The sequence below is a fragment of the Butyrivibrio sp. AE2032 genome (genome assembly GCF_000702965.1).
Genome location: NZ_JNLF01000006.1, coordinates 126,212 through 151,503, shown reverse-complemented (window position 1 = coordinate 151,503; position 25,292 = coordinate 126,212). Strand labels below are relative to the sequence as shown.

General features: G+C 41.5%; 27 protein-coding genes. 1 reads left to right on the top strand and 26 read right to left on the bottom strand.

From position 1 onward, the window contains the following. The gene (gene der, locus BO18_RS28930) at nt 1-1,329 is read right to left on the bottom strand and encodes a ribosome biogenesis GTPase Der (RefSeq protein WP_034452131.1); all 1,329 of its coding nucleotides are present in this window, start codon (nt 1,327-1,329) and stop codon (nt 1-3) included. Nucleotides 1,330-1,359: 30 nt separating this feature from the next. After that, nucleotides 1,360-2,700: a DUF512 domain-containing protein gene (locus tag BO18_RS28925; protein ID WP_051689283.1), complete on the bottom strand. Its 1,341-nt coding sequence runs from the start codon at nt 2,698-2,700 to the stop codon at nt 1,360-1,362. A gap of 124 nt (nt 2,701-2,824) precedes the next feature. On the opposite strand from BO18_RS28925, the gene BO18_RS28920 reads away from it, so the two are divergent. Further along, a complete protein-coding gene (locus BO18_RS28920; protein ID WP_034452545.1) occupies nt 2,825-4,021 on the top strand; it encodes a ribose-phosphate pyrophosphokinase in 1,197 nt (398 codons plus the stop codon). Nucleotides 4,022-4,067: 46 nt separating this feature from the next. Here BO18_RS28920 and BO18_RS28915 read toward each other — a convergent pair whose 3' ends face one another. The 24 genes from BO18_RS28915 to BO18_RS28800 form a co-directional block, all read right to left on the bottom strand. After that, entirely contained in the window at nt 4,068-6,551 is a 2,484-nt protein-coding gene (locus BO18_RS28915) for a sensor histidine kinase (protein ID WP_051689282.1), read from the bottom strand. Continuing rightward, a complete protein-coding gene (locus BO18_RS28910) occupies nt 6,548-7,243 on the bottom strand; it encodes a response regulator transcription factor (RefSeq protein ID WP_034452129.1) in 696 nt (231 codons plus the stop codon). The genes BO18_RS28915 and BO18_RS28910 overlap by 4 nt, the downstream gene beginning before the upstream one ends. Nucleotides 7,244-7,349: 106 nt before the next feature. After that, entirely contained in the window at nt 7,350-8,174 is an 825-nt protein-coding gene (pgeF, locus tag BO18_RS28905) for a peptidoglycan editing factor PgeF (RefSeq protein ID WP_185752628.1), read from the bottom strand. A gap of 52 nt (nt 8,175-8,226) precedes the next feature. Then, nucleotides 8,227-8,589, bottom strand: coding sequence for a YraN family protein (locus BO18_RS28900; protein WP_034452125.1), 363 nt, complete (start codon nt 8,587-8,589; stop codon nt 8,227-8,229). Nucleotides 8,590-8,606: 17 nt separating this feature from the next. Further along, a complete protein-coding gene (locus tag BO18_RS28895) occupies nt 8,607-8,903 on the bottom strand; it encodes an EscU/YscU/HrcU family type III secretion system export apparatus switch protein (RefSeq protein WP_185752644.1) in 297 nt (98 codons plus the stop codon). An 11-nt stretch (nt 8,904-8,914) separates the two neighbouring features. After that, a complete protein-coding gene (gene fliK / locus BO18_RS28890; protein ID WP_034452120.1) occupies nt 8,915-10,732 on the bottom strand; it encodes a flagellar hook-length control protein FliK in 1,818 nt (605 codons plus the stop codon). Beyond that, the gene (locus BO18_RS28885) at nt 10,729-11,490 is read right to left on the bottom strand and encodes a ribonuclease HII (RefSeq protein ID WP_034452118.1); all 762 of its coding nucleotides are present in this window, start codon (nt 11,488-11,490) and stop codon (nt 10,729-10,731) included. Before BO18_RS28885 ends, fliK begins: the two co-directional genes overlap by 4 nt. Beyond that, nucleotides 11,490-12,023 (bottom strand): signal peptidase I, encoded by a 534-nt coding sequence (gene lepB, locus BO18_RS28880; protein WP_034452117.1) that lies wholly within the window; start codon nt 12,021-12,023, stop codon nt 11,490-11,492. The genes BO18_RS28885 and lepB (BO18_RS28880) overlap by 1 nt, the downstream gene beginning before the upstream one ends. Beyond that, nucleotides 12,020-12,898, bottom strand: a complete 879-nt coding sequence (gene ylqF, locus BO18_RS28875) for a ribosome biogenesis GTPase YlqF (protein WP_034452115.1) — start codon at nt 12,896-12,898, stop codon at nt 12,020-12,022. The genes lepB (BO18_RS28880) and ylqF overlap by 4 nt, the downstream gene beginning before the upstream one ends. A gap of 15 nt (nt 12,899-12,913) precedes the next feature. Further along, nucleotides 12,914-13,519: a signal peptidase I gene (lepB, locus tag BO18_RS28870; protein WP_034452113.1), complete on the bottom strand. Its 606-nt coding sequence runs from the start codon at nt 13,517-13,519 to the stop codon at nt 12,914-12,916. A 74-nt stretch (nt 13,520-13,593) separates the two neighbouring features. Beyond that, complete coding sequence (gene rplS / locus BO18_RS28865; RefSeq protein ID WP_034452111.1) at nt 13,594-13,944, bottom strand: 50S ribosomal protein L19; 351 nt, start codon at nt 13,942-13,944, stop codon at nt 13,594-13,596. Nucleotides 13,945-14,049: 105 nt separating this feature from the next. Further along, complete coding sequence (gene cdd / locus BO18_RS28860; protein WP_034452110.1) at nt 14,050-14,469, bottom strand: cytidine deaminase; 420 nt, start codon at nt 14,467-14,469, stop codon at nt 14,050-14,052. Nucleotides 14,470-14,492: 23 nt separating this feature from the next. Continuing rightward, the gene (locus tag BO18_RS28855; RefSeq protein WP_034452108.1) at nt 14,493-15,434 is read right to left on the bottom strand and encodes an ABC transporter permease; all 942 of its coding nucleotides are present in this window, start codon (nt 15,432-15,434) and stop codon (nt 14,493-14,495) included. Continuing rightward, nucleotides 15,434-16,591 (bottom strand): ABC transporter permease, encoded by a 1,158-nt coding sequence (locus tag BO18_RS28850; protein ID WP_242856621.1) that lies wholly within the window; start codon nt 16,589-16,591, stop codon nt 15,434-15,436. The genes BO18_RS28855 and BO18_RS28850 overlap by 1 nt, the downstream gene beginning before the upstream one ends. Then, the gene (locus tag BO18_RS28845; protein ID WP_034452107.1) at nt 16,588-18,132 is read right to left on the bottom strand and encodes an ABC transporter ATP-binding protein; all 1,545 of its coding nucleotides are present in this window, start codon (nt 18,130-18,132) and stop codon (nt 16,588-16,590) included. Before BO18_RS28845 ends, BO18_RS28850 begins: the two co-directional genes overlap by 4 nt. 98 nt (nt 18,133-18,230) lie before the next feature. After that, nucleotides 18,231-19,451 (bottom strand): BMP family lipoprotein, encoded by a 1,221-nt coding sequence (locus BO18_RS28840; RefSeq protein WP_034452106.1) that lies wholly within the window; start codon nt 19,449-19,451, stop codon nt 18,231-18,233. Between the two features lie 49 nt (nt 19,452-19,500). Then, nucleotides 19,501-20,277 carry a uridine phosphorylase gene (udp, locus tag BO18_RS28835; RefSeq protein WP_185752627.1) on the bottom strand — a complete coding sequence of 259 codons (777 nt, stop codon included), beginning with the start codon at nt 20,275-20,277 and terminating at the stop codon, nt 19,501-19,503. A gap of 129 nt (nt 20,278-20,406) precedes the next feature. Then, nucleotides 20,407-20,919 (bottom strand): ribosome maturation factor RimM, encoded by a 513-nt coding sequence (rimM, locus tag BO18_RS28830; RefSeq protein WP_034452104.1) that lies wholly within the window; start codon nt 20,917-20,919, stop codon nt 20,407-20,409. Next, nucleotides 20,916-21,725, bottom strand: coding sequence for a tRNA (guanosine(37)-N1)-methyltransferase TrmD (gene trmD, locus BO18_RS28825; RefSeq protein WP_034452102.1), 810 nt, complete (start codon nt 21,723-21,725; stop codon nt 20,916-20,918). Before trmD ends, rimM begins: the two co-directional genes overlap by 4 nt. An 83-nt stretch (nt 21,726-21,808) precedes the next feature. Continuing rightward, nucleotides 21,809-22,036 carry a KH domain-containing protein gene (locus BO18_RS28820; RefSeq protein WP_034452101.1) on the bottom strand — a complete coding sequence of 76 codons (228 nt, stop codon included), beginning with the start codon at nt 22,034-22,036 and terminating at the stop codon, nt 21,809-21,811. Between the two features lie 41 nt (nt 22,037-22,077). Continuing rightward, entirely contained in the window at nt 22,078-22,323 is a 246-nt protein-coding gene (gene rpsP, locus BO18_RS28815; RefSeq protein WP_034452100.1) for a 30S ribosomal protein S16, read from the bottom strand. A gap of 85 nt (nt 22,324-22,408) precedes the next feature. Then, entirely contained in the window at nt 22,409-23,779 is a 1,371-nt protein-coding gene (gene ffh, locus BO18_RS28810) for a signal recognition particle protein (protein WP_034452098.1), read from the bottom strand. Beyond that, a complete protein-coding gene (gene ylxM / locus BO18_RS28805) occupies nt 23,779-24,120 on the bottom strand; it encodes a YlxM family DNA-binding protein (RefSeq protein ID WP_034452097.1) in 342 nt (113 codons plus the stop codon). The genes ffh and ylxM overlap by 1 nt, the downstream gene beginning before the upstream one ends. 83 nt (nt 24,121-24,203) lie before the next feature. Continuing rightward, a complete protein-coding gene (locus BO18_RS28800; protein ID WP_051689281.1) occupies nt 24,204-25,292 on the bottom strand; it encodes a glycoside hydrolase family 25 protein in 1,089 nt (362 codons plus the stop codon).

The following is a 25,292-nucleotide window of genomic DNA, read 5'->3' as shown; positions in this document are numbered from 1 at the left end:
CTATTTGTCCTCTTTTCTCTCCCTGATTATAAATCTCAAAGGTGTGCCCTTGAAACCAAAGGCCTCCCTAATCTGATTCTCAATATATCTGGTATAGCTGAAATGCATTAAGTTCTTATCGTTTACAAATATTACAAAGGTTGGCGGCTTAACTGATGCCTGAGTGATGTAATAGAGCTTAAGGATCTTACCCTTATCACTTGGGGGCTGCTGCATAACAACAGCCTGGGTCATAATCTCATTAAGTACTCCTGTAGAAACACGAAGAGCGTGATTCTCGCTGACCATATCGATCATATCATAGAGCTTGACAAGCCTTTGTCCGGTCTCTGCTGATATGAACATTATCTCGGCATAGTTCATAAATGCCAGAGTATTTCTGATATCCTTCGTGAATTCCTTTACTGAGTGGTTGTCCTTCTCAATAAGGTCCCACTTGTTGACTGCTATAATAACAGCTTTTCCGCTCTCATGAGCAATTCCTGCTATCTTTGCATCCTGCTCCGTTACGCCTTCCTCAGCATTTATAACAAGGACTGCAATGTCTGCTCTCTCAACTGCCCCAACAGTTCTGACTATCATATAGTGCTCAAGAGCATCCTTAACCTTGTTCTTTCTACGAAGTCCTGCAGTATCAATAAATACGTACTTCTTTCCGTCATGCTTTACTTCAGTATCAATGGCATCTCTTGTGGTTCCGGCGATGTCCGATACTATAAGTCTGTTCTCACCAATAAGCCTGTTGATAATTGAGGACTTTCCTACATTTGGCTTACCAATAATGGCTACCTTGATGGAATCATCCTCTTCCTCTGTGGTTGAATCCTTCTTGAAGTGGCTTACAACCTCCTCCAGAAGGTCACCAATTCCCTGCTTATTTGCTGCAGAAATCGGGAAGGGCTCTCCAATACCCAGATTATAGAATTCATAAACGTCAAGAGAATCCCTGTTAAAGTTATCAACCTTATTGACACAAAGAACTATTGGCTTTCCTGAACGCCTAAGCATATCAGCTACTTTGGCATCAGAATCAGTCAGTCCCTGCTTAACATCAACCATAAAAATAATAACATCGGCTGTGTCAATGGCTATCTGAGCCTGTTCTCTCATCTGAGACAGGATAACATCCTTAGAATCCGGCTCAATACCACCTGTATCGATGAGAGTAAAGCTGTGATTAAGCCACTCCACATCCTGATAGATTCTGTCTCTTGTAACTCCGGGAGTATCCTGGACAATTGCGATCCTTGATCCCGCCAGAGCATTAAAGAGTGTGGATTTTCCCACATTGGGACGGCCCACTACCGCTACAATATTCTTTCTGCTCATTTAACTTTCCCATACCGGATAAAAGAGCTGTCAAAGCCCAAACAGGTCTCTGACAAGATCATGGCCATCGCTTCTCGCTATGCCTATCTTTATATCCAGTTCCTTTTCTATATCTAAAGTAGTTACATCATCGAGAAGATAGTTGTCGCCGCTCCTAAGAAGGTTCTCAGGAAGATACAGCATACTTCCAAGGGGCTTTCCCTTTAGCTGTTTTATTATATCCTGACCGGTAAGCAGCCCGGAAACTGTAATCCTCTCGCCAAAAAACTCATTGATTATCTCATAAACATGGACCTTTAGTCCAGGGCAAAGTGCCATAGCCTTATCCGCAATTTCTTTTATGCAAGGATAAACCAGGCGTCCAGTAGCAAGAGAAATCTCTCTATTCAAGGATTTCAAGGCATCTGAAGCCTCTTTCTGAATAATCTCAAACTCTTCATCAACTTCATCAATAAGAAGCCTCATCATTCCCACGCCGTTCTCAAGCTGTATATAGCCATCGTATCTGTCAGCTTCCGGGAAATCCCTTCCAGCAAGGAAGTACCACTCATCACTGGCGTGAATGAAATGAATTCCATGTTCATTATATATCTTTTTCTGCCAGCTCTCGATAAGGTCGATCACCTTACCTGCATCTTCACCGTCAAAGGGTTCCAGAGGATACAGCCCATCACGGTACTTGGAAAGACCTACAGGAACAACAGAAACACTCTGAAGATTAGGAATATATTTGGTCAGATCACTTATAGATCTCTCAAGCTCTTTTCCGTCATTAACACCTTTACAAAGAACTATCTGCCCATTAAGTTCAATCCCGGAACCATCTGCACAGAGCCTGTCCACCTTTTTAAGGGCTTCTCCAGCAAAACGGTTACCAAGCATCTTGCACCGAAGCTCTGGATTCGTGGTCTGAAAAGACACGTTGATAGGCGAAAGATGGTACTTAAGGATCCTGTCTATGTCAGCATCAGACATATTTGTAAGTGTGACGTAATTTCCCTGAAGAAAAGATAGTCTTGAGTCATCATCCTTAAAATAAAGGGTTGGTCTCATACCCTTTGGCATCTGATCTATAAAGCAAAAAATGCATTTATTGGAACAGGACCTGTAATTATCCATAAGTCCGTTCTCAAACTCAATGCCAAGCTCCTCATCAAAGTCCTTGTCAATATCAAGAAGCCACTCTTCGCCATCAGCCTTTCTGATAAGCACATCCAGGTGATCATCCTGAACAAGATACTGATAGTCAAAGATGTCATTAATCTTTTCATTATTGATTTCAAGAAGCAGATCTCCTGCCTCAATTCCCATCTCTTCTGCAATGCTGTCAGGCAGCACTGTGCCAATAACATGGCCCTTTTGTTTATCCATATATATCCTCACAATCACATTAAATTATACATTAAATTCCTTGACGTGTCAGTAACGCGATGTTAAAACAGTAAGTGGAGCATTATGCAAACCAATATATTCTAATTTCATGAAAGGAATCAGTATGCCTGATTTTCATCAACTTGAGAGCTTAATACCAGTAGCCCCATTAAACCTGATTGTTATGGAATCTGCAAAAGAGCTGGGCGAAAGTGTTGACCGTTATATCTCCGGTTTCAGAAAAACCCTCTATTCCATGCCGGACTTCGATCCTGCATTCCACGGATATGCTAAGGATTCTTATTTGATCAACTACAGCCTTGACAGATTTGGCAGCGGCGAAGCCAAGGCCACTATAAATGAAAGTGTAAGAGGTAATGACGTCTATATTCTTACAGATGTATGCAACTACAGCATCACCTATAAGATGTACAATTATATCAATCACAAATCTCCCGATGATCACTATCAGGATCTGAAAAGAGTCATCGGCGCAATCACTGGAAAAGCTAAGAGAATAAACGTAATCATGCCCTTCCTTTACGAAGGCAGACAGCATAAAAGGTCTGGAATGGAATCCCTTGATGCTGCTCAGATGTTTAAAGAGCTTCATGATATGGGAATTCAGAATTTCATCACTTTTGATGCCCATGATCCAAGGATCTCTAACGCAAAACCTTTAGGGGGCTTTGATAATTTCCTTGCATCCTACCAGTTTATGAAAGCTCTTTTATCTCATATTGATGACCTTACTGTTGATAAGGATCACCTGACAGTAATCTCTCCTGATGAAGGCGCTTTGGACAGAGCCGTTTACTTTGCTAATGTAATTGGCGCAGACACCGGTATGTTCTATAAAAGACGTGACTACGCTCACATAGTAAATGGCTCCAACCCTATCGTAGCCCATGAGTTCCTGGGCTCTGATATCTCAGGCAGAGACGTTATCATCATTGATGATATGATATCCTCAGGCTCCAGCATGATCGACACAGCTAAGCAGCTTAAGAACATGGGCGCAAAGAGAGTATTCATCTGCACCACCTTTGGTCTGTTTACAGATGGTATGGACAAATTCGATGAGGGTTATGAGAAAAAGTACTTTGATGCTGTTATAACGACTAACCTGACCTATATGAACGATGAAGTTAAATCAAGAGATTATCTCTTCATTGCAGATATGGGCAAGTTCCTTGCAACCATCATTGACTTCCTCAATCATGATGCATCAATGTCAACTGTTAACATGCCAACAGAAAAGATCCACGAGATCATCGACAAGTACAATAAAGGCCTTATCGCACCTGAGCTTTACGAATAATATGCATGCAAAAACCCTCCGGAATAAACTCCGGAGGGCTTATTTTTTATTCAGCTGAGTCAAATCCGATTATTACCTTAAACAGGTCACCATCAAGCCTTATATCAAAGGTTCCACCCATGGCAACCGTAAGATTCTTGGCTATTGAAAGGCCAAGACCGGAGCCTTCTGTAGTTCTTGAAACATCTCCTCTGATAAATCTTTCAGTAAGTTCATCAGAGTCAATATTAAGCTCAGAAGCTGAAATGTTTTTAATCGAGAAAACTACACGTTCTTTTCCTTCTTCACTCTCCTCTTTATGCATATCCAGATATACTCTGGTGCCTGAAAGAGCATATTTGCAGACATTGTTAAGAAGGTTTTCAATGACTCTCCACAAATGTCTTGCATCGGCAGTTATCTCCATGTTCTGAAGTTCCGGCTTAAATATGATCTGAAGCTTTTTTTTCTCAAACTTCTCAAAGAACTCTCCAATGGTCTGATTAACCAGCTCAACAAAGTTAATCTTTGAAAGCTCAATACTGATATTTCCGGAGCTTATCTTGGAAGCTTCCACCAGATCTTCAGTAAGCTGCTTAAGCTTGTGAGATTTGTTTTCCAGGATATCAACATATTCCCTTACTCTCTCATTTTGTATATCTTCTCTCTTGATAAGATCCACATAATTTATGATTGAGGTAAGGGGCGTCTTTATATCGTGGGAAACATTGGTAATAAGATCAGCCTTCAGCTTCTCATCCTTCATGCTGGTGTCTACTGCCTTATCAATTCCTTCACCTATAGAATTAACTGCTTCTGCCAGATTTATATTGTCCGCATGAAGCTCAGTGATATCTACCTTAGCCTTGAGATCACCATTTTTGATGTTCTCAATAACATGTATTATCTTGTCTCTGTCAAGATTCTGACGGTACAGATAAACTCCGACTATTATATCCAGCAAAAGAGCTATCACTATCCCTGCAAGCCCCATCCTAAATAGCAAAAGGTTGAAGGCAACAAAGAAAATATAAGGTATCCAGGTCCTTATGATAACATTTCCGTTATCCGTTGTATTGATAATAAGGTTTCTTGCAGCATTTACTATAGTTCTAAGGAAAGACTCTTTCCAGAGGGTCTTATACTTCACCTTCTTATAAATTCCATAGATCATGTAAAGCAGTCCGATATTCATTACAAATACGCAGGCGCTGCAGATCATCGGAAAATATGAATGCCTGAAGATCGAAGTAATACTGTCAGTGTAAAGGCCTGCCCCAATAATTCCCAAAACAGGAACAGCCATTATTATAAGGCCGATGAGCATTATGCCTTCAGTATACATATTCTTTACAGGTACCGTCTCCGGCGTGCTTGCATCATCCAAGGCCTTACGGGAAATTCTGCGCATTTCCACACTCATTAAGATAAGATAAATAATAGCTGCAATGGCACAGAGAATATACATCTGATTCCTGTAGGGCATGTACTTAGAGAAGTTCTGCTTGCCCTCGGTAAAGGAATCCACTGCCCCATAGGAATTGGTATCTACAGCAATATAGATCTTGATCTGGTCCGGATAAGCGTAGCTGTAATTTTTTATAATGGAGCGTACCACATTCTCTTTAATAAGGGTGTTGGTCTCATATTGTATGTCGTAGGGACAATAATATATGTATCTTCCGTAATCCTGGAATATGGCCTTAATGTCTTTTCCTGTGGTCTCACCTGAAAGCTCTGAAACATTGGTATATACACTGGTCTTGCCATTCATGGTCCTTGTGACATAATACCTTAAGTTTGAATTCAGATAGTCATAATACTTTATCGAATTCAGGTACTCCTCATAGTTGGCCAAAAGATCTTTTGCCGCCTCTTCCACGTATGAGCAAAGGAGATTGTACTCCTCCCATGTAGATACAAGGTCCTCGATATTCTTACCATCTACAGTCTGATATCTTGAATCAAGATAGGTATGTTCCCCCTCACCCTTAACAGTATTGCCGGATATAGCAAAGGTCATGCTATTACCAGGAAGCTGACTGTTAAGATAGGTACTCATCCCACCGGAATGCATATTGCTGTTAAGATGGGTATAGGTTGTGGAAGTGCTAAGGAACTTATCGCCATCTTCCTCGGAAAAATAACTTGTCTCATATTTAAAGCCGCTTTGTGCCCACTTAAGAAGGTCCGAAAGATAATAAACCGCTGTTATATAGTCCCCTGAAAGGGTCGCAGACCTGTTGACGTAAGCTGTTACATCAATCTGTTTCTTTTCATCAAACTCTCCGCCTGTTTCCAGCTGGGTTCTAAGGGCTACAAGCCTTAGCACATCTGAGACATTGTTTCCAAGAATGTTATTGAACAGATATGAATCTTCATAGCTTCTGGATCTGTCAGATTCATACAGATTATAAGAATAATATCCGTTAATACCCTGTATCATTATGGAGGTGCCAATGATAGCATAGCTTACTACAAAAGCAATAAATGCAGCCAGGATATGCTGGATTATCCTTACTGTTGTTGATTTTAAAGCAAAGTTTTTCATTTAGTGTCGTCCTCGATCATGTATCCAATGCCCCACACAACCTTAAGATACTTGGGTTCTCTTGGATCCACTTCTATTTTTTCCCTTATGTGTCTTATGTGAACTGCTATGGTGTTGTCAGTTCTTCCGGTAGTATCGCCCCAGATATTCTGATAGATCTGCTCAATGGAATAGACCTTTCCTTTGTTCTTGGCAAGAAAAGCAATGATCTTATACTCGATGGGCGTGAGTCTTATAAGTTCTCCGAATACCGTAACTGTCTTAGCGTTGTCATCAACAACCAGGCCACCTGAGGTGTAAACATTTTCTTTTTCGATAATAGTTCCAAGGGATGTGTATCTTCTTACATTGGATTTAACACGGGCAATGAGTTCAAGAGGGTTAAAGGGTTTTGTGACATAATCATCGGCGCCGATGTTTAGTCCCAGGATCTTATCTGCATCCTCTGATTTAGCAGAAAGAAAGATAACAGGTATTGAGCTGAACTTTCTTAAAGCTTTCACCAGATGAATCCCATCCATCTTAGGCATCATAATGTCCACTATAGCAAGATGAATATCATTTCTTCTAAGGATGGAAAGGCCTTCTTCACCGTCATAAGCCTTAAAAACCTTAAAGTCTTCCTGCTCAAGGTAAATCTCAATGGCATCAACTATTTCCTTGTCATCATCGCATACTAAAATGTTTTCCATAACAACCTCACATTTCTCTTTAAACTAATTAAATCATTAAATTCTTAAGATTTACCGTCGAAATTTCTTAAGATTTCTTAAGAATTTGACGAATATGCGTTTATTTCTATTTTAAACTCAGGAAACTGCACAGATTTCCGCGCTTTTCTCCATGGATACGGTGCGAAAAAAGCAGATCAGGATTACATCTTGTACAGATATCTGTGATAGAAATATGCTCCTTGGGAACGCCGCTTTGTATCAGTGTCAGCTTTATGGCATTCCAGATATAGAGCCTGTATTTGCCCTCAGGATAAGGAACAAGAATCTGGTTCTCCGAAAGCTCTTTTTCTGAAAAGGCCTGTGAAAAGTCTGATGCCACATCCTCGCCAATCTCATAGCAGGGTCCACATATAGATGGACCTATTGCGCAATAAAGATCCTTTGGATCAGTCCCGTAGTTTTCCGTCATCTTCTTTATAGTTTCGGCCGATATCTTGCCCTTAGTTCCCTTCCATCCGGAATGAGAAAGACCAATTGCCTTATTTACAGGATCAATGAAGAATACCGGAGCACAATCCGCATGAAATGCTCCAAGGATAATGCCCGGGATATTTGTGATCAGACCATCTACATCAGTATAATCCCGAGCTTTAGCAGGTCCTTTTCCCCTATCATCTTCCGTTACAACTCTAACATTGGTGGTATGGGTCTGAAAGGTAAGAACAAAATCATCCAATTTCCTGCCATGTCCAAGAGCATCAGAAACACGCCTGTAATTCTCATCTACCGCTTCCTTCTCATCGCCTCGTGTATAGCTTAGGTTACACTCTGAATAACAGCCCTTTGACACGCCTCCAAGCCTTGTGCTAACAAGGTGATCCACCATGCCAAGCTTTTCTATTTCAGGGAATATCAGATATTTAAGACCGTTATGATCTCTTAGCTCCATAGTATTATTACTTCCAATACGAATGAATTTAATTGGTTCCATAGTTTTTCCTTTACTCGCAGTCAAATGCGTTTTTGATCCATTTAAAAGTGAATATGTTATCTTCTGGGGAAATAGCAATTACATCATATCTGACCGGAAGGTCATAGGATTTATACTTAGAATATAAATAGAATTTAGAAACTTTGCAAATATGTTGAATTTTCTTGTAGGAAACAGCTTCCTGAGGTTCTCCGTAGGTGGTGTCCTTGCGGTACTTTACCTCTATAAAACATAGATATCTGCCATCCTTAGCTATTATATCAATTTCTCCCTGTCTGCACATGTAGTTCTTTTCCAGGATTCTGACTCCCTGTTCCTCCAGGAAACGACATGCCAGGGATTCCGTGCCGTCTCCGACTTTTCTTTTGTTCAATTACAACTACCTCTTAACTAATGTCTTGTCTTATCCTTTGCCTTAATCTTGTCCATAGCATCAACAAATACAAGGATCTCAGCTACAACCTCATAGAGCTCAGGTGGGATCATCTCACCAATCTCCAACTTAGAAAGAGTGTCTGCAAGCTTATCATCCTCATGGACAGGAATTTTGTTTTCCTTAGCCTTTTCAATGATCTTCTCAGCTAAAGCTCCCTTACCGGAGGCTATGACCTTAGGCGCTCCATCTTCATTCGGATCATAGGACAGAGCAACCGCGGTTTTTACTTTGTTTTTCTTTTCTTCTGCCATCATAAAGTCCTCTATGCTCTGGCATCAAAGGATTGAGTTGAAAGAATAGGTGTCTTCATTACGTCAAGCATCTCATCAACAGCAGCATCCTGACCATCCATATCATCATGTAACATAACATTGACATTCATGCTATAGCCTCTCTTTTCAAGCCGCTCATTGAGAATATGGATGTTGTCGTTTATAAGCTCAATAACGCTGTCATCAGCCACATAAAAGTTTGTGGTAACCTTGTTCTGGACCAATTTCACATAAACATCCAAAGGCCCAAGATTGTCCATATCCAGGTGAAGGATTGCGCTTACGCTTCCATCCTCGCTCATCTTCTTGTGTTTGTTCTTGTATACATACAGATCCCCATGAGCATTCTGCCCAGCCATCTGAAGAGGAAGCTGAACATACTGGAACATCTGGTTGAGCTGATTCATGAAGTCCAGGTTATTCTGGAGGTTGTTTGTTGTCTGTGCCAGACTGCTCTCCGGTCCCAGGGTCTGGTTTATAGCATTAGAAAGAGACTTAACCTGATTCCCAAGCCTCTGGTATAGATTTTCAATATTTTCCTTATTCTGAACATCTCCGGGCTTTAATAGCCACTGGGAAGTAATATTTCCCTTTAGGAGTTTGTTGTAATCATCACTCTTAAATACATTTTTCCAGGATGCACTTTCCGCCACATCAGTAAGATCTGACTTTGAAAAGTTATCAGCCAGCTCTTTTAACAGTTCCTTTTGGGCCTGCTCAAGCTTTGGACTCGTTGCCTGGGTTCCATTGAAGTCCTCTGACTGCCCATTTAACTCCTTAAGAGCAGCTTCGTACTTACTTATGGTCTTATCTGAAATTCCAAGGTTCTTTAAGTTGTTGACAAAATTATCGGAAAGGACTGGTTTTTCCTGAAGCTGAGCAGTTTTCTCAGGGATTTCTCCGGAAGCCTTTGCAGCGTTTTCAGGATTTTTTTCAGCTTCTGACCCTTTTATCTGTAGCGCCTGCTCTTCACTAGCGTTTACCTGAGCCGGGATTTCTTTTCCCTCTGAAGTAACTGTACCTGATTCAGCTGCCTGTTCATTCTGGGCTGCTATAGGTTCCCCTGTCTGCTGCATCTGACTTTCTGTGGCCTGAGTTTCTGCATTTACGCTCTGTTCAGCGCCTTCTCCAAAGAGCTTTAGAACACTTCCATACAGATTCAGAGCAGCAGTAGTATTTCCAGCCTGAGTGAGCTGATCAAAAGCTTTTGGAAGCTCATCCATGATGTCCTCCATGGCACTTGTTACCTGATGCTCATAATTTTTGTAGTTCTGGAACTGAACTATATTGTTGTCAGTTATGGGAATGTTAAGACTCTTCATCTCAACCATGGTAGAAATAGAAGTGTCAGGATGCGCAGACAGGTTACGGTTCATTTCAAGAAGAGATTCTTTCCCAATGGAAAGACCTGCTTCCATCATGTCCTTAACCATTTGAACGGTATCGTTATTGATCTCGATACCGGCAGCAGTCAGAGCCTTTAAGGTGCTCTGATCAATAGAAGTATTCTCATAAAGAGGAGTTATAGATACCCCCGAAGCCCCACTTCCCCTAATGGCAAAGTTGAGAGTCTGCCCTTCACGAAGGCCCATACCCTCCTGGAGCTTAGCGGATATAACATAGTCTCCAACATTTATATTAGCAACCTTACCCTCTGCAGTGTCTGAAATAGACATTACAGTACCCTGGATGGTAGAACCGGCTTTCAGCTCAAGAGGCTTACTTTCAACACCTCTTTGCTCCCGGATCTGACTACCCTCAATGATGATGGTATTATTGGGCTTATTTACGTTGCCGATGATGTTCATATAAAGTTTCCTATAAATGACCTTCTATGGATATCACAGGGACCATACTTTTTAATGGCAGCAATATGTGCCTCGCTACCATAACCCTTATTCGAATCAAAACCATACTCAGGATATTTCAAAGCCATTTCCTTCATGACTCTGTCCCTTGTAACCTTAGCTATAATACTGGCAGCTGCAATGGAAACACTCTTTGCATCTCCCTTGATGATAGAAATCTGCTTATACTCTTCAAGTTGAGGAATATGAACAGCATCAATTAAAAGAGCTCCCGGCTTAACCTGGAGATTTTTTACAGCCTCAGTCATAGCTTCAAAAGTAGCCTGAAGAATATTTATCTCATCAATACGCTTTTCTGATGCACAGCCGATGCCAACAGCAACGGCCTTATCCATAATGACATCATAAAGCTCTTCTCTCTTTTTTTCGGATAATTTCTTAGAATCATTTAGATACAGTATGTCACTGTCTTTAGGAAGTATGACCGCAGCAGCATAAACCGGGCCTGCAAGAGGCCCTCTGCCCACTTCATCAATACCACATAGAAACCCGTACTGACTGTTCTCCCTCTCAAACCTGCTCATTTCAAAGGTTCTTTTTTTCTCATTCTCAAGAGCTTTTATCTTTTTAGCAGCAGATTCACATAGCTTTTTTACACCGGTTCTTTCATCTGAAGAATACTTGTCGATAAAGCCCTGAAGGTCGCCATTTATTTCAGCGGCCTTCAAAGACTCTTTTATCAAAGCTAAAGAATCCATCACTCTACCCCTCCAAACTTGGAAAATGGATAGATTCTTATAAATGCCCTGCCTAAGATATCCTTTTTACTGATATTCCCCACAGACGGATCCCTTGAATCCATACTGTGATTACGGTTATCTCCCATTACAAAGAATTCGCCTTCACCAAGGGTTATTTCAGTGGCCGCAACTCCGGGATCAATAATAACCTCAGCCCCATAGTTTTCCTCAAGGATATTTCCATTGATATAAATATTGCCATCATAGTCAACCCTTACGGTTTCTCCCGGAAGTCCAATGACACGTTTTATAAAATACTGCTTATCCCCATATTTATACGGGAAAATAATGATATCAAAGCGGTCCGGATCATGAAACCTGTAGGAAACCTTATCCACTAATAGAGAGTCCCTGTCCTGAAGTGTAGGCTCCATTGAAGAACCACTGACTTCTGTGCGCTGAGCAATAAAGGTAATGAATAAGAAAGTAAGAACAAAGATAACTAAAAGGTATAAAACAGTACTCAGAATTTCTTTAAAAACTTCTTTCATTTCTCCGGCCTCTCTAATGATAGTCTTCCCAATCTTCCGTTTCTGAAATCATCCAGAAGAAGGTTTGCAGCACGTGTTATGTCAGGCTCCGCCCCCTGTTTGATGAGCTTCCTGTTAGTAGCTAAAGCCGAAAGCACTGCGCTAAGCGGTGTTGCATAAGGCTCCTCTTCAAATTCACGTATCTGCTCATCACTTATATTATACTTCTCTTTTATTGCCTGAGGGTAGTACTCATTTAGCAGTTTAATAAGTTCACAGGCAAGTTCAGTCAGGTCCAGATTCTCATCATTCATGGACCCGATCAGTGCAAGATGAAGGCCTACAGTTTCATCCTCGAATTTAGGCCAAAGAATACCCGGAGTGTCAAGGAGCTGCATATTCTTTCCAAGAGCTATCCACTGTTTACCTTTTGTGACACCAGGTTTATTTCCGGTCTTAGCAGCAGCCTTTCCTGAGAGTTTATTGATAAAGGTGGATTTACCAACGTTTGGAATTCCTGCAACCATAGCACGGATTGGTCTTCCAACGATTCCGCGCTTTTTATCTCTCTCAATCTTCTCGGCGCAGGCACTCTGAATCAGGTCTTTTACCTTACCAGCTTCATTACCTGTCTTGGAATTCATCTCCATTACAAAATAGCCTAATGACTGGTAATAATCGCGCCACTTGGCAGTAACATTAGGATCAGCCAGATCAGCTTTGTTAAGGATTATAAGCCTGAATTTGTTTTTTCCCAGTTCATCAATATCCGGATTTCTACCGGAAGCAGGGATTCTTGCGTCAGTTAATTCAAGTATTATGTCTATCAGTTTGATATTTTCCTGCATCATTCTGATAGCTTTGGTCATATGACCTGGATACCACTGATAATTCATCTATATCCCTTTCTCTTAATAATTGTTAAGGATAGGTCCACCGGAGGCATCTTCTGATTTAAGTTTAAACCAGGCCTTTCCCACTATCATGCTATGTTTTACAATTCCAATATTAGCACTTCTGGAATCCTCAGAGCTGTTTCTGTTGTCACCAAGAACAAAGTATTCGCCACTGCCAAGCTTTATTGCATTAGCAGCAATACCTGCATCTTCCATCTTATCATAATCATCGGGATCTTCCTCAGATAACTGTCCGTTTATATAAAGAACACCTTCAATAATCTGTACAGTATCCCCGGGAGAAGCAACAACTCTTTTAACATAATAGTGGGAATTAACATTGCCATTAGGTAAAAAAACTATGATATCCCCTGTTTTGGGGCTGACGATCTTAGTTAGGACCCTGTCCACCAGAACTCCCTGACCGTTAAATAGACCCGGTTCCATGGAATCACCGATGACCTTCACCTGCATTCCAAAGGAAAGAACCAGTACGATAGAAAGAACAATCGCAAGGATTGTCACAAAGATCCATGAAAAGATCTCTCTGATAACCCCAGGCGTAATTCTCTTTTTCTTTTGATAGAATGATAAAGTGTTTCGATTTCTCTTTGAACGCATAATAACCTCATACATTAGAGTACTTACACGTAAAAAGGCAATTACTGAAACAGTAACTGCCTTTAAAAAACATATTATCTGGTAACAAGCTCTTTAACCTTAGCCTTCTTACCTGTAAGTCCCTTAAGGTAGTTCAGCTTAGCTCTTCTTACCTTACCTCTTCTTACAACTTCAACCTTCTCTACGATAGGTGAGTGAAGAGGCCATGTCTTCTCAACTCCAACACCGTAAGACTCTTTTCTTACTGTGAAAGTTGTACGATTGCTACCGCCCTGAATCTTCTTAACAGTTCCTTCGAAAACCTGAATTCTCTCACGGTTTCCTTCCTTGATCTTAGCGTGAACTCTTACTGTGTCACCTGTGTGGAACTCTGGCGCATTAGCGTTCAGCTGCTCTTTCTCGAGCTCTTCGATAATTGTACTCATATCTTTTCTCCTATTTCCATGGACGTTCTTAAATGTAACCTGTACACCAGAGGACCGTCTGATTTTCACAACGTACTATAATATAACACATATTACAGTATGTCGTCAACCCAAAAGATTTTTGGGTCCGAATCTGTCAGGAAGGGAATCTGCAAGAGAGCAGATTACATATTCAGTTTCTGATTTAGCCAGGATGATCTTAAAATCATCTTCACAAAATTCGCTCATCACCTGTCTGCAAACACCACAGGGAGGACAATAATCCAGTTCCTTGGCATCCTCAGCTCCACCGGCAATAACAATAGCTTCAAAATCCTTTACACCCTCGCTGACAGCCTTGAAAAAAGCTGTTCTCTCAGCACAGTTTGTAGGAGTAAAGGCAGCATTCTCGATATTACAGCCGGTAAAAATCCTTCCATCCTTTGAGATGAGCGCAGCCCCCACATTAAAATGCGAATATGGGGTATAGCTCCTTTTTCTCATTGAAAGAGCTGTTTTGATCAGCTCAGTTAAATCATATTCCATAGTTTATCTCGTTTTCTATTAAATTATCTTGATCCCTTATCGTAAGGAATACCCTCTGCCTTAGGTGCTCTTGAATTAGATGAAGTAAATGCAAGAACAATAAGGGAAATGATATAAGGCATCATGTTATATACTGATCCCGGAATATTCAAAGCAGCCAGGAAATCAAATCCTGAATATACGTTAGAAAGTGCTCTGAAGAATCCAAACAGTAAAGCAGCCAGTCCAATATTAACAGGTTTCCACTGACCAAAGATCATAACCGCCAGGGAAAGGAAACCAAAACCTGCTACACCTACTTCGAATTTCCACTCGCTGACGCCGGCTGTGATATATACAATACCGCCGATACCTGCGAGCATTCCTGAAATAAGAACACCCGCCCAACGCATTGTGTAAACATTGATACCTACTGAATCAGCAGCCTGAGGATGCTCACCACAGGCCATAAGTCTAAGGCCAAATCTTGTCTTGTAAAGTATTACATAGGCAAGGATAAGGCAAATAAGCGCCACCAGCATAAACCAGTTAAACTGGAAGCTTCCAAGAGGAACAACCAGCGCCTTCTTAGTCTGTACATACTGTACAGTTGAAGATACGTTATCCGGGTTCTCAGCAATGTTGATCGACTTAACAATTACAGTTGCAGCCGCTGCAGCCAGCATGTTAAGAGCTGTTCCAACCAGTGTCTGGTCAGCCTTAAGGTTAATACATGCTACAGCAAGAAGCATTGAATAAACAACTCCGCAGATAATGGAAGCTGCAAGAACCACCAAAACAATAACAATAGCTGGAAGTGATGGTGAAAGATACTTAAGGGCAAGTGCTCCGCCCAAAGCTCCCATAACCATTATTCCTTCCAGTCCCAGGTTGATAACACCGGAATGCTCAGAAAAACATCCTCCAAGAGCTACCAGGGTAAGAACTGATGCAAATAACAGAGTATATTGAAGAAGTAGTACCATTATCTGTTACCTCCTTCCTCTTTATTTGATCTTACATTCCGCTCTTTTCTTCTCTCCTCACTGATCCTGATGCGGTTATTGAGGTAAAGCTTGAAGAAGAGAACGAATCCACACAGATAAATGATAATAGCTGAAATGAAGTCAGAAATCTGTGAAGGATATATATTCTTATCCAGATAAGAACCACCGCTGGTAATATGCTGGATAAAATAAGAAGCAAAAATAGTTCCGATAGGATCAAGTCCTCCAAGGAATGTTGCAGCAATACCATTGAATCCCATTGAAGGAACTGAAGACTGGGTTACAGACCACTGCTCATAGCCTGAAAGGAACAGGAAGGCTGCTCCAAGACCAGCTAAAGCACCACCTATAAACAAAGTAACAATAACGTTTCTCTTCTCTTTCATTCCGCTATACTTAGCAGCATCCTTTGCAATACCTGTAGCCTTGATCTCATATCCGAATACGGTCTTGCTAAGAACAATCTTCAGTATGATTGCAATGATAATAGAAAGAGGGATTGCTATTGTAACATACTTATTATTTGAAAAGAGCTTTTCCAGTCCCATGGAAGGAAGAAGCGCTCCTGGGTTGGTTGAAGCAAGCTGTACAGTATATGGGCTGGCTGTCTCCTTTACCCCTGAAAGAAGCATGTTTACTGTATAAAGGCCTATCCAGTTAAGCATAATTCCTGAAATAACTTCATTAACATTCAGATAGGACTTAAGAACACCAACAATAATTCCGAAGATTCCACCTGCTATAAGAGCTGCAAGAAGGCAGACAATCCAGGGTAATTTGAGCTGTAATGCACAAAACAGAGCTGCTCCTGCACCTGCTACGTACTGACCAGCTGCTCCAATATTGAAAAGTCCGGCCTGATAACAGAACTGGATTGAAAGTGCACACATAAGAAGTGGTGCTGCCTTAACCAGAGTGTTACCAAGATATTTCTTTGCTGCAGCCGCAGTAGGATAAGTAAAGTAGTTCTTAAGAATGGTTATGATAGCTTCTGTAGCACCCTTAGGGCTAATAATGAGAAGTGCAATATAACCGAATAAAAGTCCTATAACAATGCACAAAAGTGCTGCCAGTAAAGACTGGAGTGTAGGATTAGAAAGGGGATGTGCTTTTTCTTTATTATTACCTGCCATCATGCTCCAATCTCCTTTCTCTTAGCGCCGGCCATGTAAAGACCAAGCTCTTCAGGTGTTGTAGTCTTGGGATCAAATTCTCCCACTAATTCACCCTCGTACATAACGAGGATTCTGTCTGAGATACTCATTACCTCTTCAAGCTCTAATGAAACAAGAAGAACTGCATGTCCGGCATCTCTTTGAGCTATAAGCTGCTTATGGATATACTCGATAGCTCCAACATCAAGACCTCTTGTAGGCTGAACAGCTATAAGAAGGTCGGGATTCTTATCAATCTCTCTTGCAATGATTGCCTTCTGCTGGTTACCACCTGACATGGAACGTGCGATAGTAGGCGCTCCCTGTCCGGATCTGATATCATACTGCTCAATCAGTTTATCAGCATACTTGTTGATCTCTCCTTTTTTAAGGAAACCAGCCTTGGTGCTAAACTCAGGTTCAAAGTACCTTTGAAGTACAAGGTTATAAGCCAGTGAATAGTCCATAACAAGACCATGTTTGTGTCTATCCTCAGGAATATGACTCATACCATGGGTAGCACGTTCTCTGATAGAAGCATGAGTAATATCTCTTCCGCAAAGAGTGATCTTACCTGAAGTACAATTCTCAAGCCCTGATAGGCCGTAAACCAGCTCAGTCTGACCATTTCCGTCAATACCAGCAATGCAGACAATCTCACCTGATCTAACATCAAAAGAAACATTCTTAACTGCATTATTGTGATGAAGCTTACTTGGAACAGTCATGTTCTCAACATGAAGGATAACATCCCCGGGAGTCTTATCTTCCTTGGTAGCTACAAGCTGAACATCTCTACCTACCATCATTCGGCTAAGCTCATCCTGATTGGTGTCAGCAATATTAACTGTACCGATATACTTTCCTCTTCTAAGAACAGTACATCTGTCAGCAACTGCCATAATCTCAGCAAGCTTATGGGAGATAAAAAGAATTGATTTTCCTTCCTTGGAAAGATTCTTCATGATCTCCATAAGTTCATCTATTTCTGCAGGAGTAAGTACCGCAGTTGGCTCGTCAAAGATGAGAACCTCATTATCTCTGTAGAGCATTTTAAGGATCTCAGTTCTCTGCTGCATACCTACAGTAATATCCTCAATCTTCGCATCAGGATCTACCTTAAGTCCATACTTATCAGAGAGCTCCATGACTTTCTTTCTGGACTCTTCCTTCTGTAAAAATCCGTGTTTAGTTGTCTCATCACCCAGGATAATGTTGTCCAGAACTGTAAAGCACTGAACCAGCTTGAAGTGCTGATGAACCATTCCGATACCAAGATCATTAGCATCGTTAGGATTATTGATCTTAACTTCTACCCCATCCTTTTTGATGATACCTTCTTCAGCCTGATACAGACCAAAAAGCACGCTCATAAGAGTGGATTTACCCGCTCCATTCTCTCCCAAAAGCGCATGTATCTCACCTTTTTTCAACTGTACTGTCACATTATCATTGGCTATGATACCAGGGAACCTCTTGGTAATGTTCAGCATCTCAATAGCATATTCACTGTTTCCTGCCATTGATGACCCTCCATATATATTTGTTTTTTTGCATTACTTGAGAAAAAAGGCCGGAAGACTATGAATCCACCGGCCCTTAGAAAGCTCAAAGAGCTAAATTATTTGATGTTGCCCTGGAAGTTGATCTTAGCTGTTGTAGCTGAAGGCTGCTCAGCTGAAGAATCGTTAGATACTGTGATCTTTCCGCTAACCATATCAGCAACAAGTGCCTCGTAGTCAGCCTTCTGGAAGCCATCTGTCCAAACTGTTGAATCAGCAAGACCTACATAGTTGAGAGAAAGGTCATCACCTGATACAAGACCAAGGTTCTGGATCTTACCAGCGTAAGAATCCCACTGGCCATCTCTGATAGCTGAAAGAAGTGTGTTAACTGTAGCCTGAAGACCCTTCATAGCTGATGTAATAGTCATACCCTTCTCGAACATTCCGTCGATTGTAGCAGCCTGGTCAACGTCAACACCGATAACCTTGCCACCAACCTTTGCAGCAGCCTCACCAGCAGATGTGAAGATACCACCACCACAAGCGAATACTACTTCTGTGCCGCCCTGATACCATGTATCCATAGCAGCTGTGATATCAGCATCACCATAGAACTGGTTACCATAAGCGTAGTTGATCTCTACGTCTGTGCCAAGCTCTGCAGCTGCAGCGTCAGCACCCTGAACGAAACCGTAACCATAACGGATAACAGCAGGAACAGCCATTCCACCAAGGAAGCCGAGCTTTGTGTAGCCCATCTTTACTGCTGCATAACCAGCCATGTATCCAGGAAGCTCTTCCTGATAGACAGCTGAGAATACGTTAGCGTATGTCTCGTTGTTGAAATCAGAAGCATCACCCTCAAGGTCATACTCAGAAACGTCAAGAGCTACAAACTTAACATCAGGATATGTCTCAGCTGTATCCTTGATTGCGCCTGCAAATGCATAACCAGGCATAACGATTACGTTGTAACCATCAGCTACAGCCTTGTCGATCATAGCTTCTCTCTCAGCGTCTGAATCGCCTTCTGGCTTGTAGTATGTGAAGTCGATACCGTTCTCGTTACCGAACTTCTGGCATGCTTCATAAGTTGACTGGTTGAAAGACTGGTCTGTGATATCACCGTAGTCAGTGATCATAGCAACCTTCATGTCAGATGCAGCAGCTGCCTCTGTAGTTGTCTCCTCAGCCTTCTGCTCTGGAGCAGCCTCAGTTGTCTCGGTTGTCTCTGCCTGTGTAGTATCAGCAGGCTCTGCTGTTGTAGCCTCGCCACAAGCAACAAGAGAAGATACCATTGTTGCAGCCATAAGAACTGCTAAAAGTTTCTTTTTCATAATTTCCCTCCGTTTATAATGATAATAGAAACATTTATAATAAAACCATTTAGGCTTTATCCAATTTGATAAGGTTCTTTACAGCCTCAATAGTGGTCTTGTAAACCACATCCATGTCATGAACCTGTGGATTCGAAAGGCCTTTTTTAGCTCTTTCCTGATTAGCAACAGCAAGTAACACTGCGCCGGTACGTAGTCTCAAATAACTTCCAACAATGAAAAGAGTTGAACTTTCCATTTCAGAACAAAGGCATCCGCACTTTATCCAGGCATCCCATTTATTGAGGAGCTCGTAGCCAACTGGCTTTGTCTCCGGTTCATGCTGGCCAAAGAAGGAATCCTTGCACTGAGCAACACCAACGTGATATCTGGCCCCAACTGTCTTAGCACCCTCTACAAGTGCATTCACAACTGCAAAATCAGCAACAGCAGGATATTCTATAGGAGCATATTCCTTAGATGTGCCCTCAGCACGGATAGCGCCAGAAGCTATTACTATATCGCCTCCGATAACATCATCCTGCATTCCACCGGATGTACCCATACGAATAAAAGTGTCAGCTCCACATTTAGCAAGTTCTTCTACAGCTATTGCTGTTGAAGCACCGCCGATACCATGTGACATAACACTTACCTTTTCACCAAGTAAAGTTCCTGTATAGGTATTATATTCTCTGTTATAAGCTACAAATTCGGGATTGTCGAAAAGCTTAGAAATAGATTCACATCTTCCCGGATCTCCTGTAAGTAATACATATCTTCCTACATCACCAGGCTTAACATGAGTATGATACTGATATCCAGCACCTTCCGTATAATCTATCATATGAATCATTACCCCAACATCTAGTGTTTATTTATTTCAAAGACACACTTTGTCTTCATAATTATAATTCAAAAGTTTATAAAAGTCACTATAAATCTAATTAATTGACTAATAGTCATGTTTGCCGGATTACAAAAGTCCGGGCATAACATGTATTACTATTTTCCGCTCTTCTACATCGATGTTCTTCACGCAGTCTTTGATCGCAGGAATGTAGACTTTTTCATCGGAATCTTTACGAGTCATCTCATATACATCATTAGCTCCGGTCTGAAGGATTTCCGTAAGAATTCCAAGCTCTGTACCCTCTTCATCAACAATCGTAAGACCGATAAGATCAGCACAATAGAATTCGCCGGGTTCTAATTTGATGGCATCTTTACGATCTATGGTAAGTTCGCAGCCCCTAAACTTCTCAACTTCGTTAATATCGTTAAACTGCTTAAACTTTACTATGACGAACTTCTTAAAGAATCTGGCACTAACAATATCCAGCTCCAGTTCTTCACCCCTCTGAGTATGAAGTGTAACCTTCTTAAGTTTTTTAAATCTATCGGGATCTTCTGTTGTAGGGAAGACATTAACCTCTCCCTGAAGTCCGTGTGTTGAGGCAATCACGCCTACCTGAAATGTCTCTGTCATGAATTTTCCTCTTTATTCTCTGCTGTTTTCTTCCTTCTGCGCTTCTTCTTTTCCGGCTTAGGTGGATTTTCAATCATCCACTTCTCGTAGAGATCAGGGCGACGTTCTTTGGTCCTTTCTATAGACTGCTCCAATCGCCATTCATCTACTTTTTTATGATCTCCGGACAAAAGAATTGCCGGCACCCTTTTCCCCATCCATTCTTCCGGCCTTGAGTACTGTGGATATTCTAAAAGGCCATTGCCAAAACTCTCTGTCATGGCAGATTCGTCATTGTTAAGAACTCCAGGAACAAGCCTTGATATAGTATCTATCATTACCATGGCAGGAAGTTCGCCACCGGTAAGGACATAGTCACCGATTGAAACGTAATCCGTAACAATTTCCTCAAGTACTCTCTCATCAACACCTTCATAGTGTCCACAAAGGAAAACCAGATCCTCTTCCTTTGCAAAATCCGCCGCCATCTGCTGGTTAAAAACAGCACCCTGTGGAGTCACATAAACAACTCTGAGTCTTTTGCCACCGGCATCTATTTTAGCTGCATCTTCGCAGTTTCTATTCTTTTTTATCTTCTCCTCAATAGCTTTATAGCAGTCATAAATGGGCTGCGCCTGCATAAGCATCCCAGCGCCTCCGCCATAAGTATAATCATCAACCTTATGATGCTTCTCATCAGCAGAATAATCTCTGATATTAACCGCCTCAAAATCTATTAAGCCTTTATCTTTAGCCCTTCCCAAAATGCTGGTCGATAGTCCCTGTTCAATCATCTCGGGAAAGAGTGTCATCACATGAAAGTTCATTTATGCATTCCTAAACGAAAAATTGCCGTTGTTACTGGCGGACTTAAGAAATAATGGCCCACCATAACAACGGCCAATAATAATTACACTATCTCTACATCAACCTTAACGTTCTCACGAGTAGATGCAGCCTTAACTACAGCACGGATTGCCTTGGCAATACGTCCCTGCTTACCAATTACCTTGCCCATGTCTGAAGGTGCAACATGAAGCTCGATCATAATATTGCGCCCGTCCTTTTTCTCGGTAACAACTACTTCCTCCGGATTATCAACAAGCGCCTTTGCGATAACTTCAACTAATTCTTTCATTGTTTTACCCCCGGCATATTATAAAGAATAATTACACAGAATTATTTCTGAATGCCGGCCTGTCTGAACAGCTTTGCAACAGACTCTGTAGGCTGAGCACCGTTTGAAAGCCACTTCTTAGCAAGCTCCTCATCAACCTTAACTGTGCTAGGATCTGTGTTAGGATCATATGTTCCGATCTCTTCGATGAACTTACCCTGTACAGGGAACTTTGAATCTGAAACGATGATTCTGTAGAAAGGAACCTTCTTCTTACCAATTCTCTTTAATCTGATCTTTACTGCCATTTTTAATTTCCTCCATAAAATAAAAATATAAATAGTTATTAGTTTTATATGTATCTAACAGCATTAGCTGGAACATATCATGAATTTAGAAAAATTTGTTACCACCAAAGCCACCGAAACCGCGTTTACCAAAACCTCCGCGTTTTCCCATCAGGCCAGGCATCTGCTTCATCATCTTGTTCATCTGTTCAAACTGCTTGATGAATCTGTTGACTGCAGCAATATCGTTTCCTGAACCTTTTGCAATCCTGTACTTGCGCTGTGGGCTCATGAGCTTTGGATTCTTACGCTCTTCAGGAGTCATTGAAAGCACGATGGCTTCAAGTCTGGCAAGCTGCTTCTCATCAGGAAGCTGATCATCACTGATCTTGCCTCCAACTCCCGGAAGCATTCCCATAATGGCTCCAAGTCCGCCCATGTTTCTCATCTGCTTCATACTCTCAAGATACATCTCGAAATCAAGCTTGCCCTTTTTCATCTTCTGGGCCATCTCTTTTTCTTTCTCTGCATCCATCTGAGCATTGGCTTCTACAGCCTTGTCGATGAGACTCAGTACATCACCCATTCCCAGGATTCTGCTGGCCATTCTGTCAGGATAGAACTGCTCAAGATCTGAGAGTTTCTCACCCATACCAACATAAAGAATAGGCTTTCCGGTAACAGCCTTTGTGGAAAGAGCTGCACCACCTCTGGAATCACCATCCATCTTAGAAAGGATGATTCCATCTACTCCAACCTTCTCATTGAACTCAGATGCCACATTAACTGCATCCTGACCTGTCATGGCATCAACAACAAGAAGGGTCTGATGAACGGTAACTGCTTCCTTGATGTCCACAAGTTCCTTCATCATTGCTTCATCTATCTGCAAACGACCAGCTGTATCGATGATAACTACGTTCTCGTTATTCTTCTTAGCATAGTCGATTGAAGCCTTAGCAATCTCTACAGGGCTTACATCAGTGCCCAGTGAAAAGAAATCTACCTCCTGCTTCTGTGCATTGATCTTAAGCTGATCAATAGCAGCAGGTCTGTAAATATCGCAGGCTACAAGCAAAGGCTTTCTACCTTTAAGCTTAATCTTTCCGGCAATCTTGGCTGCTGTAGTAGTCTTACCAGCACCCTGAAGACCAGCCATCATGATGACTGTTATCTCATTTATCGGCTGAAACTTAATCTCTGTTGTCTCAGAGCCCATAAGGGAGATCATCTCTTCATTAACTATCTTGATGACCATCTGCCCGGGATTAAGTCCGTTTAAAACATCCTCGCCAACAGCTCTTTCCTGAACTGAGGAAATAAACTGTTTAACGACCTTGAAGCTTACATCGGCTTCAAGAAGAGCCATCTTGACTTCCTTGAGAGCAACCTTTACGTCCTCTTCAGTAAGAAGTCCCTTGCTCTTTAGCCCTTTAAATATATTCTGTAATTTATCAGATAAATTCTCAAAAGCCATTAAGTAAGTTCCTCTAAAATTCTGTCAGAAATATCTCTGGCCTTACATTTAAGGTCATCAGGCTCCATATCCATTGATGAAAGCTTCTTAAGTTCCTCAGCCTGACTTTTAATGGCCTCAAAACGCTTTATCATGTGTAAGGAATCCTCGTATCCCTGCAGTGCTTTGGTGCATCTCTTGATCAGATCGTGTACTCCCTGCTTGCTGATACCATGCTCATCCGCTATCTCAGTAAGGGACATATCATTATAAACAGCTGCTTCGTAGATCTGTCTTTGATGCTCGGTCAAAAGTTCACCGTAGAAATCATACAAAAGGCCCTGTTCAACGATCTTCTCCATAAACATACCTCACCTTCGCAACAGAACCTATAATATACAAAAAAAATAAAGGTGTCAAGTATTTTTTCTTGACACCCCAAAAATCAATATCCATTTATGGCAATATTCAGGTCCACATCCCCATCAATACCATCAACAGAGCCACTTGAAGTAAACTGCCAGATATTGAAGTGATATGGGTAATACAGTGGAGTTCCATAATAAGCAATCCAGATATCATAGTCATCCACGTCTACAGCATCCATCAAAAGAGTGAAGGACTTAACGTTACCATAGACCATAGGAGTATAACCAGCATTCCTTACAGTCTCACAAAAGACTTCTACTACCTTCTCATACTCATCAGATGAAAGGTTTGCTGTTCTGGCTGTATCAGACTCAGCTGACTCCACATCAATAACAACAGGATAGGCTATTTCATAGGGTTCAATAAGATCAAGGATCATCTGGACTTCTTCCTTGGCCTCTTTCTCATTAACAGCCTGGGAATAAAAATAAACACCTACGTCGATACCGTTCTCAGTTGCACCCTCCACGTTGTCTTCAAAGTAATCATCTGTAAGAAGCTTACCTTCAGTGGTACCACGAAGACCAGCTCTTACAATAGCAAAATCAATACCTGCAGCCTTAACCTTGTCCCACTTTATGTTTCCCTGGAATCTGGAAACATCAACACCCTTTTTAATGGAAACAGATGGATCATCTCCCACATATTCAAGGAATCCATCCTCTCCCTCAACAAAATCATCCTCAGAAAATCCGTGATGCTTAATCTGATCACTTATAGGAAAGAAATAATATCTGCCTGAGCTGGCAACAACGATCTGGTCAGGGAAAAGAGCTCTGATCGCACTTGTAGCGCTTTCTCCTCCTTCAAGCTTCTCCTGGATCATGGCTTTGATAGAATTTCTGGCATTCTCCTCAGCCTCGATCTTGGCATTTTCAACCAGCTTCTGAGCTTCAATCTCAGTGTAATAGCCTTCAGCATTGAGAGCATCAAGCTCACTTTTTACTGCATCTTCCTGTCTCTGAAGATTGGCATTCCTGATTAGGAGCACAATACTAAAAGACAGAGCCATAAGCGCCACCAGGCTTAAGAAGATTATTGAGATTATATTCTGAGTATTTCTTACGCCGCGGCGTTCACCTCTATCCAGTGTATTGTTATTCAT

Excerpts from the sequence above, each read along its gene's own strand:
- BO18_RS28895 (WP_185752644.1), bottom strand. The coding sequence starts at position 8,903 with ATGGCAGAAGAAAAGAAAAACAAAGTAAAAACCGCGGTTGCTCTGTCC.
- BO18_RS28800 (WP_051689281.1), bottom strand. The coding sequence starts at position 25,292 with ATGAATAACAATACACTGGATAGAGGTGAACGCCGCGGCGTAAGAAAT.
- lepB (WP_034452117.1), bottom strand. The coding sequence starts at position 12,023 with ATGAAAGAAGTTTTTAAAGAAATTCTGAGTACTGTTTTATACCTTTTA.
- BO18_RS28910 (WP_034452129.1), bottom strand. The coding sequence starts at position 7,243 with ATGGAAAACATTTTAGTATGCGATGATGACAAGGAAATAGTTGATGCC.
- BO18_RS28855 (WP_034452108.1), bottom strand. The coding sequence starts at position 15,434 with ATGGTACTACTTCTTCAATATACTCTGTTATTTGCATCAGTTCTTACC.
- cdd (WP_034452110.1), bottom strand. The coding sequence starts at position 14,469 with ATGGAATATGATTTAACTGAGCTGATCAAAACAGCTCTTTCAATGAGA.
- BO18_RS28850 (WP_242856621.1), bottom strand. The coding sequence starts at position 16,591 with ATGATGGCAGGTAATAATAAAGAAAAAGCACATCCCCTTTCTAATCCT.
- BO18_RS28915 (WP_051689282.1), bottom strand. The coding sequence starts at position 6,551 with ATGAAAAACTTTGCTTTAAAATCAACAACAGTAAGGATAATCCAGCAT.
- ffh (WP_034452098.1), bottom strand. The coding sequence starts at position 23,779 with ATGGCTTTTGAGAATTTATCTGATAAATTACAGAATATATTTAAAGGG.
- BO18_RS28920 (WP_034452545.1), top strand. The coding sequence starts at position 2,825 with ATGCCTGATTTTCATCAACTTGAGAGCTTAATACCAGTAGCCCCATTA.
- ylxM (WP_034452097.1), bottom strand. The coding sequence starts at position 24,120 with ATGGAGAAGATCGTTGAACAGGGCCTTTTGTATGATTTCTACGGTGAA.
- BO18_RS28845 (WP_034452107.1), bottom strand. The coding sequence starts at position 18,132 with ATGGCAGGAAACAGTGAATATGCTATTGAGATGCTGAACATTACCAAG.
- pgeF (WP_185752628.1), bottom strand. The coding sequence starts at position 8,174 with ATGGAGCTAAGAGATCATAACGGTCTTAAATATCTGATATTCCCTGAA.
- rpsP (WP_034452100.1), bottom strand. The coding sequence starts at position 22,323 with ATGGCAGTAAAGATCAGATTAAAGAGAATTGGTAAGAAGAAGGTTCCT.
- BO18_RS28925 (WP_051689283.1), bottom strand. The coding sequence starts at position 2,700 with ATGGATAAACAAAAGGGCCATGTTATTGGCACAGTGCTGCCTGACAGC.
- fliK (WP_034452120.1), bottom strand. The coding sequence starts at position 10,732 with ATGAACATCATCGGCAACGTAAATAAGCCCAATAATACCATCATCATT.
- BO18_RS28885 (WP_034452118.1), bottom strand. The coding sequence starts at position 11,490 with ATGGATTCTTTAGCTTTGATAAAAGAGTCTTTGAAGGCCGCTGAAATA.
- trmD (WP_034452102.1), bottom strand. The coding sequence starts at position 21,725 with ATGAACTTTCATGTGATGACACTCTTTCCCGAGATGATTGAACAGGGA.
- ylqF (WP_034452115.1), bottom strand. The coding sequence starts at position 12,898 with ATGAATTATCAGTGGTATCCAGGTCATATGACCAAAGCTATCAGAATG.
- BO18_RS28820 (WP_034452101.1), bottom strand. The coding sequence starts at position 22,036 with ATGAAAGAATTAGTTGAAGTTATCGCAAAGGCGCTTGTTGATAATCCG.
- BO18_RS28840 (WP_034452106.1), bottom strand. The coding sequence starts at position 19,451 with ATGAAAAAGAAACTTTTAGCAGTTCTTATGGCTGCAACAATGGTATCT.
- rplS (WP_034452111.1), bottom strand. The coding sequence starts at position 13,944 with ATGAGTACAATTATCGAAGAGCTCGAGAAAGAGCAGCTGAACGCTAAT.
- lepB (WP_034452113.1), bottom strand. The coding sequence starts at position 13,519 with ATGCGTTCAAAGAGAAATCGAAACACTTTATCATTCTATCAAAAGAAA.
- rimM (WP_034452104.1), bottom strand. The coding sequence starts at position 20,919 with ATGACAGAGACATTTCAGGTAGGCGTGATTGCCTCAACACACGGACTT.
- der (WP_034452131.1), bottom strand. The coding sequence starts at position 1,329 with ATGAGCAGAAAGAATATTGTAGCGGTAGTGGGCCGTCCCAATGTGGGA.
- udp (WP_185752627.1), bottom strand. The coding sequence starts at position 20,277 with ATGATAGATTATACGGAAGGTGCTGGATATCAGTATCATACTCATGTT.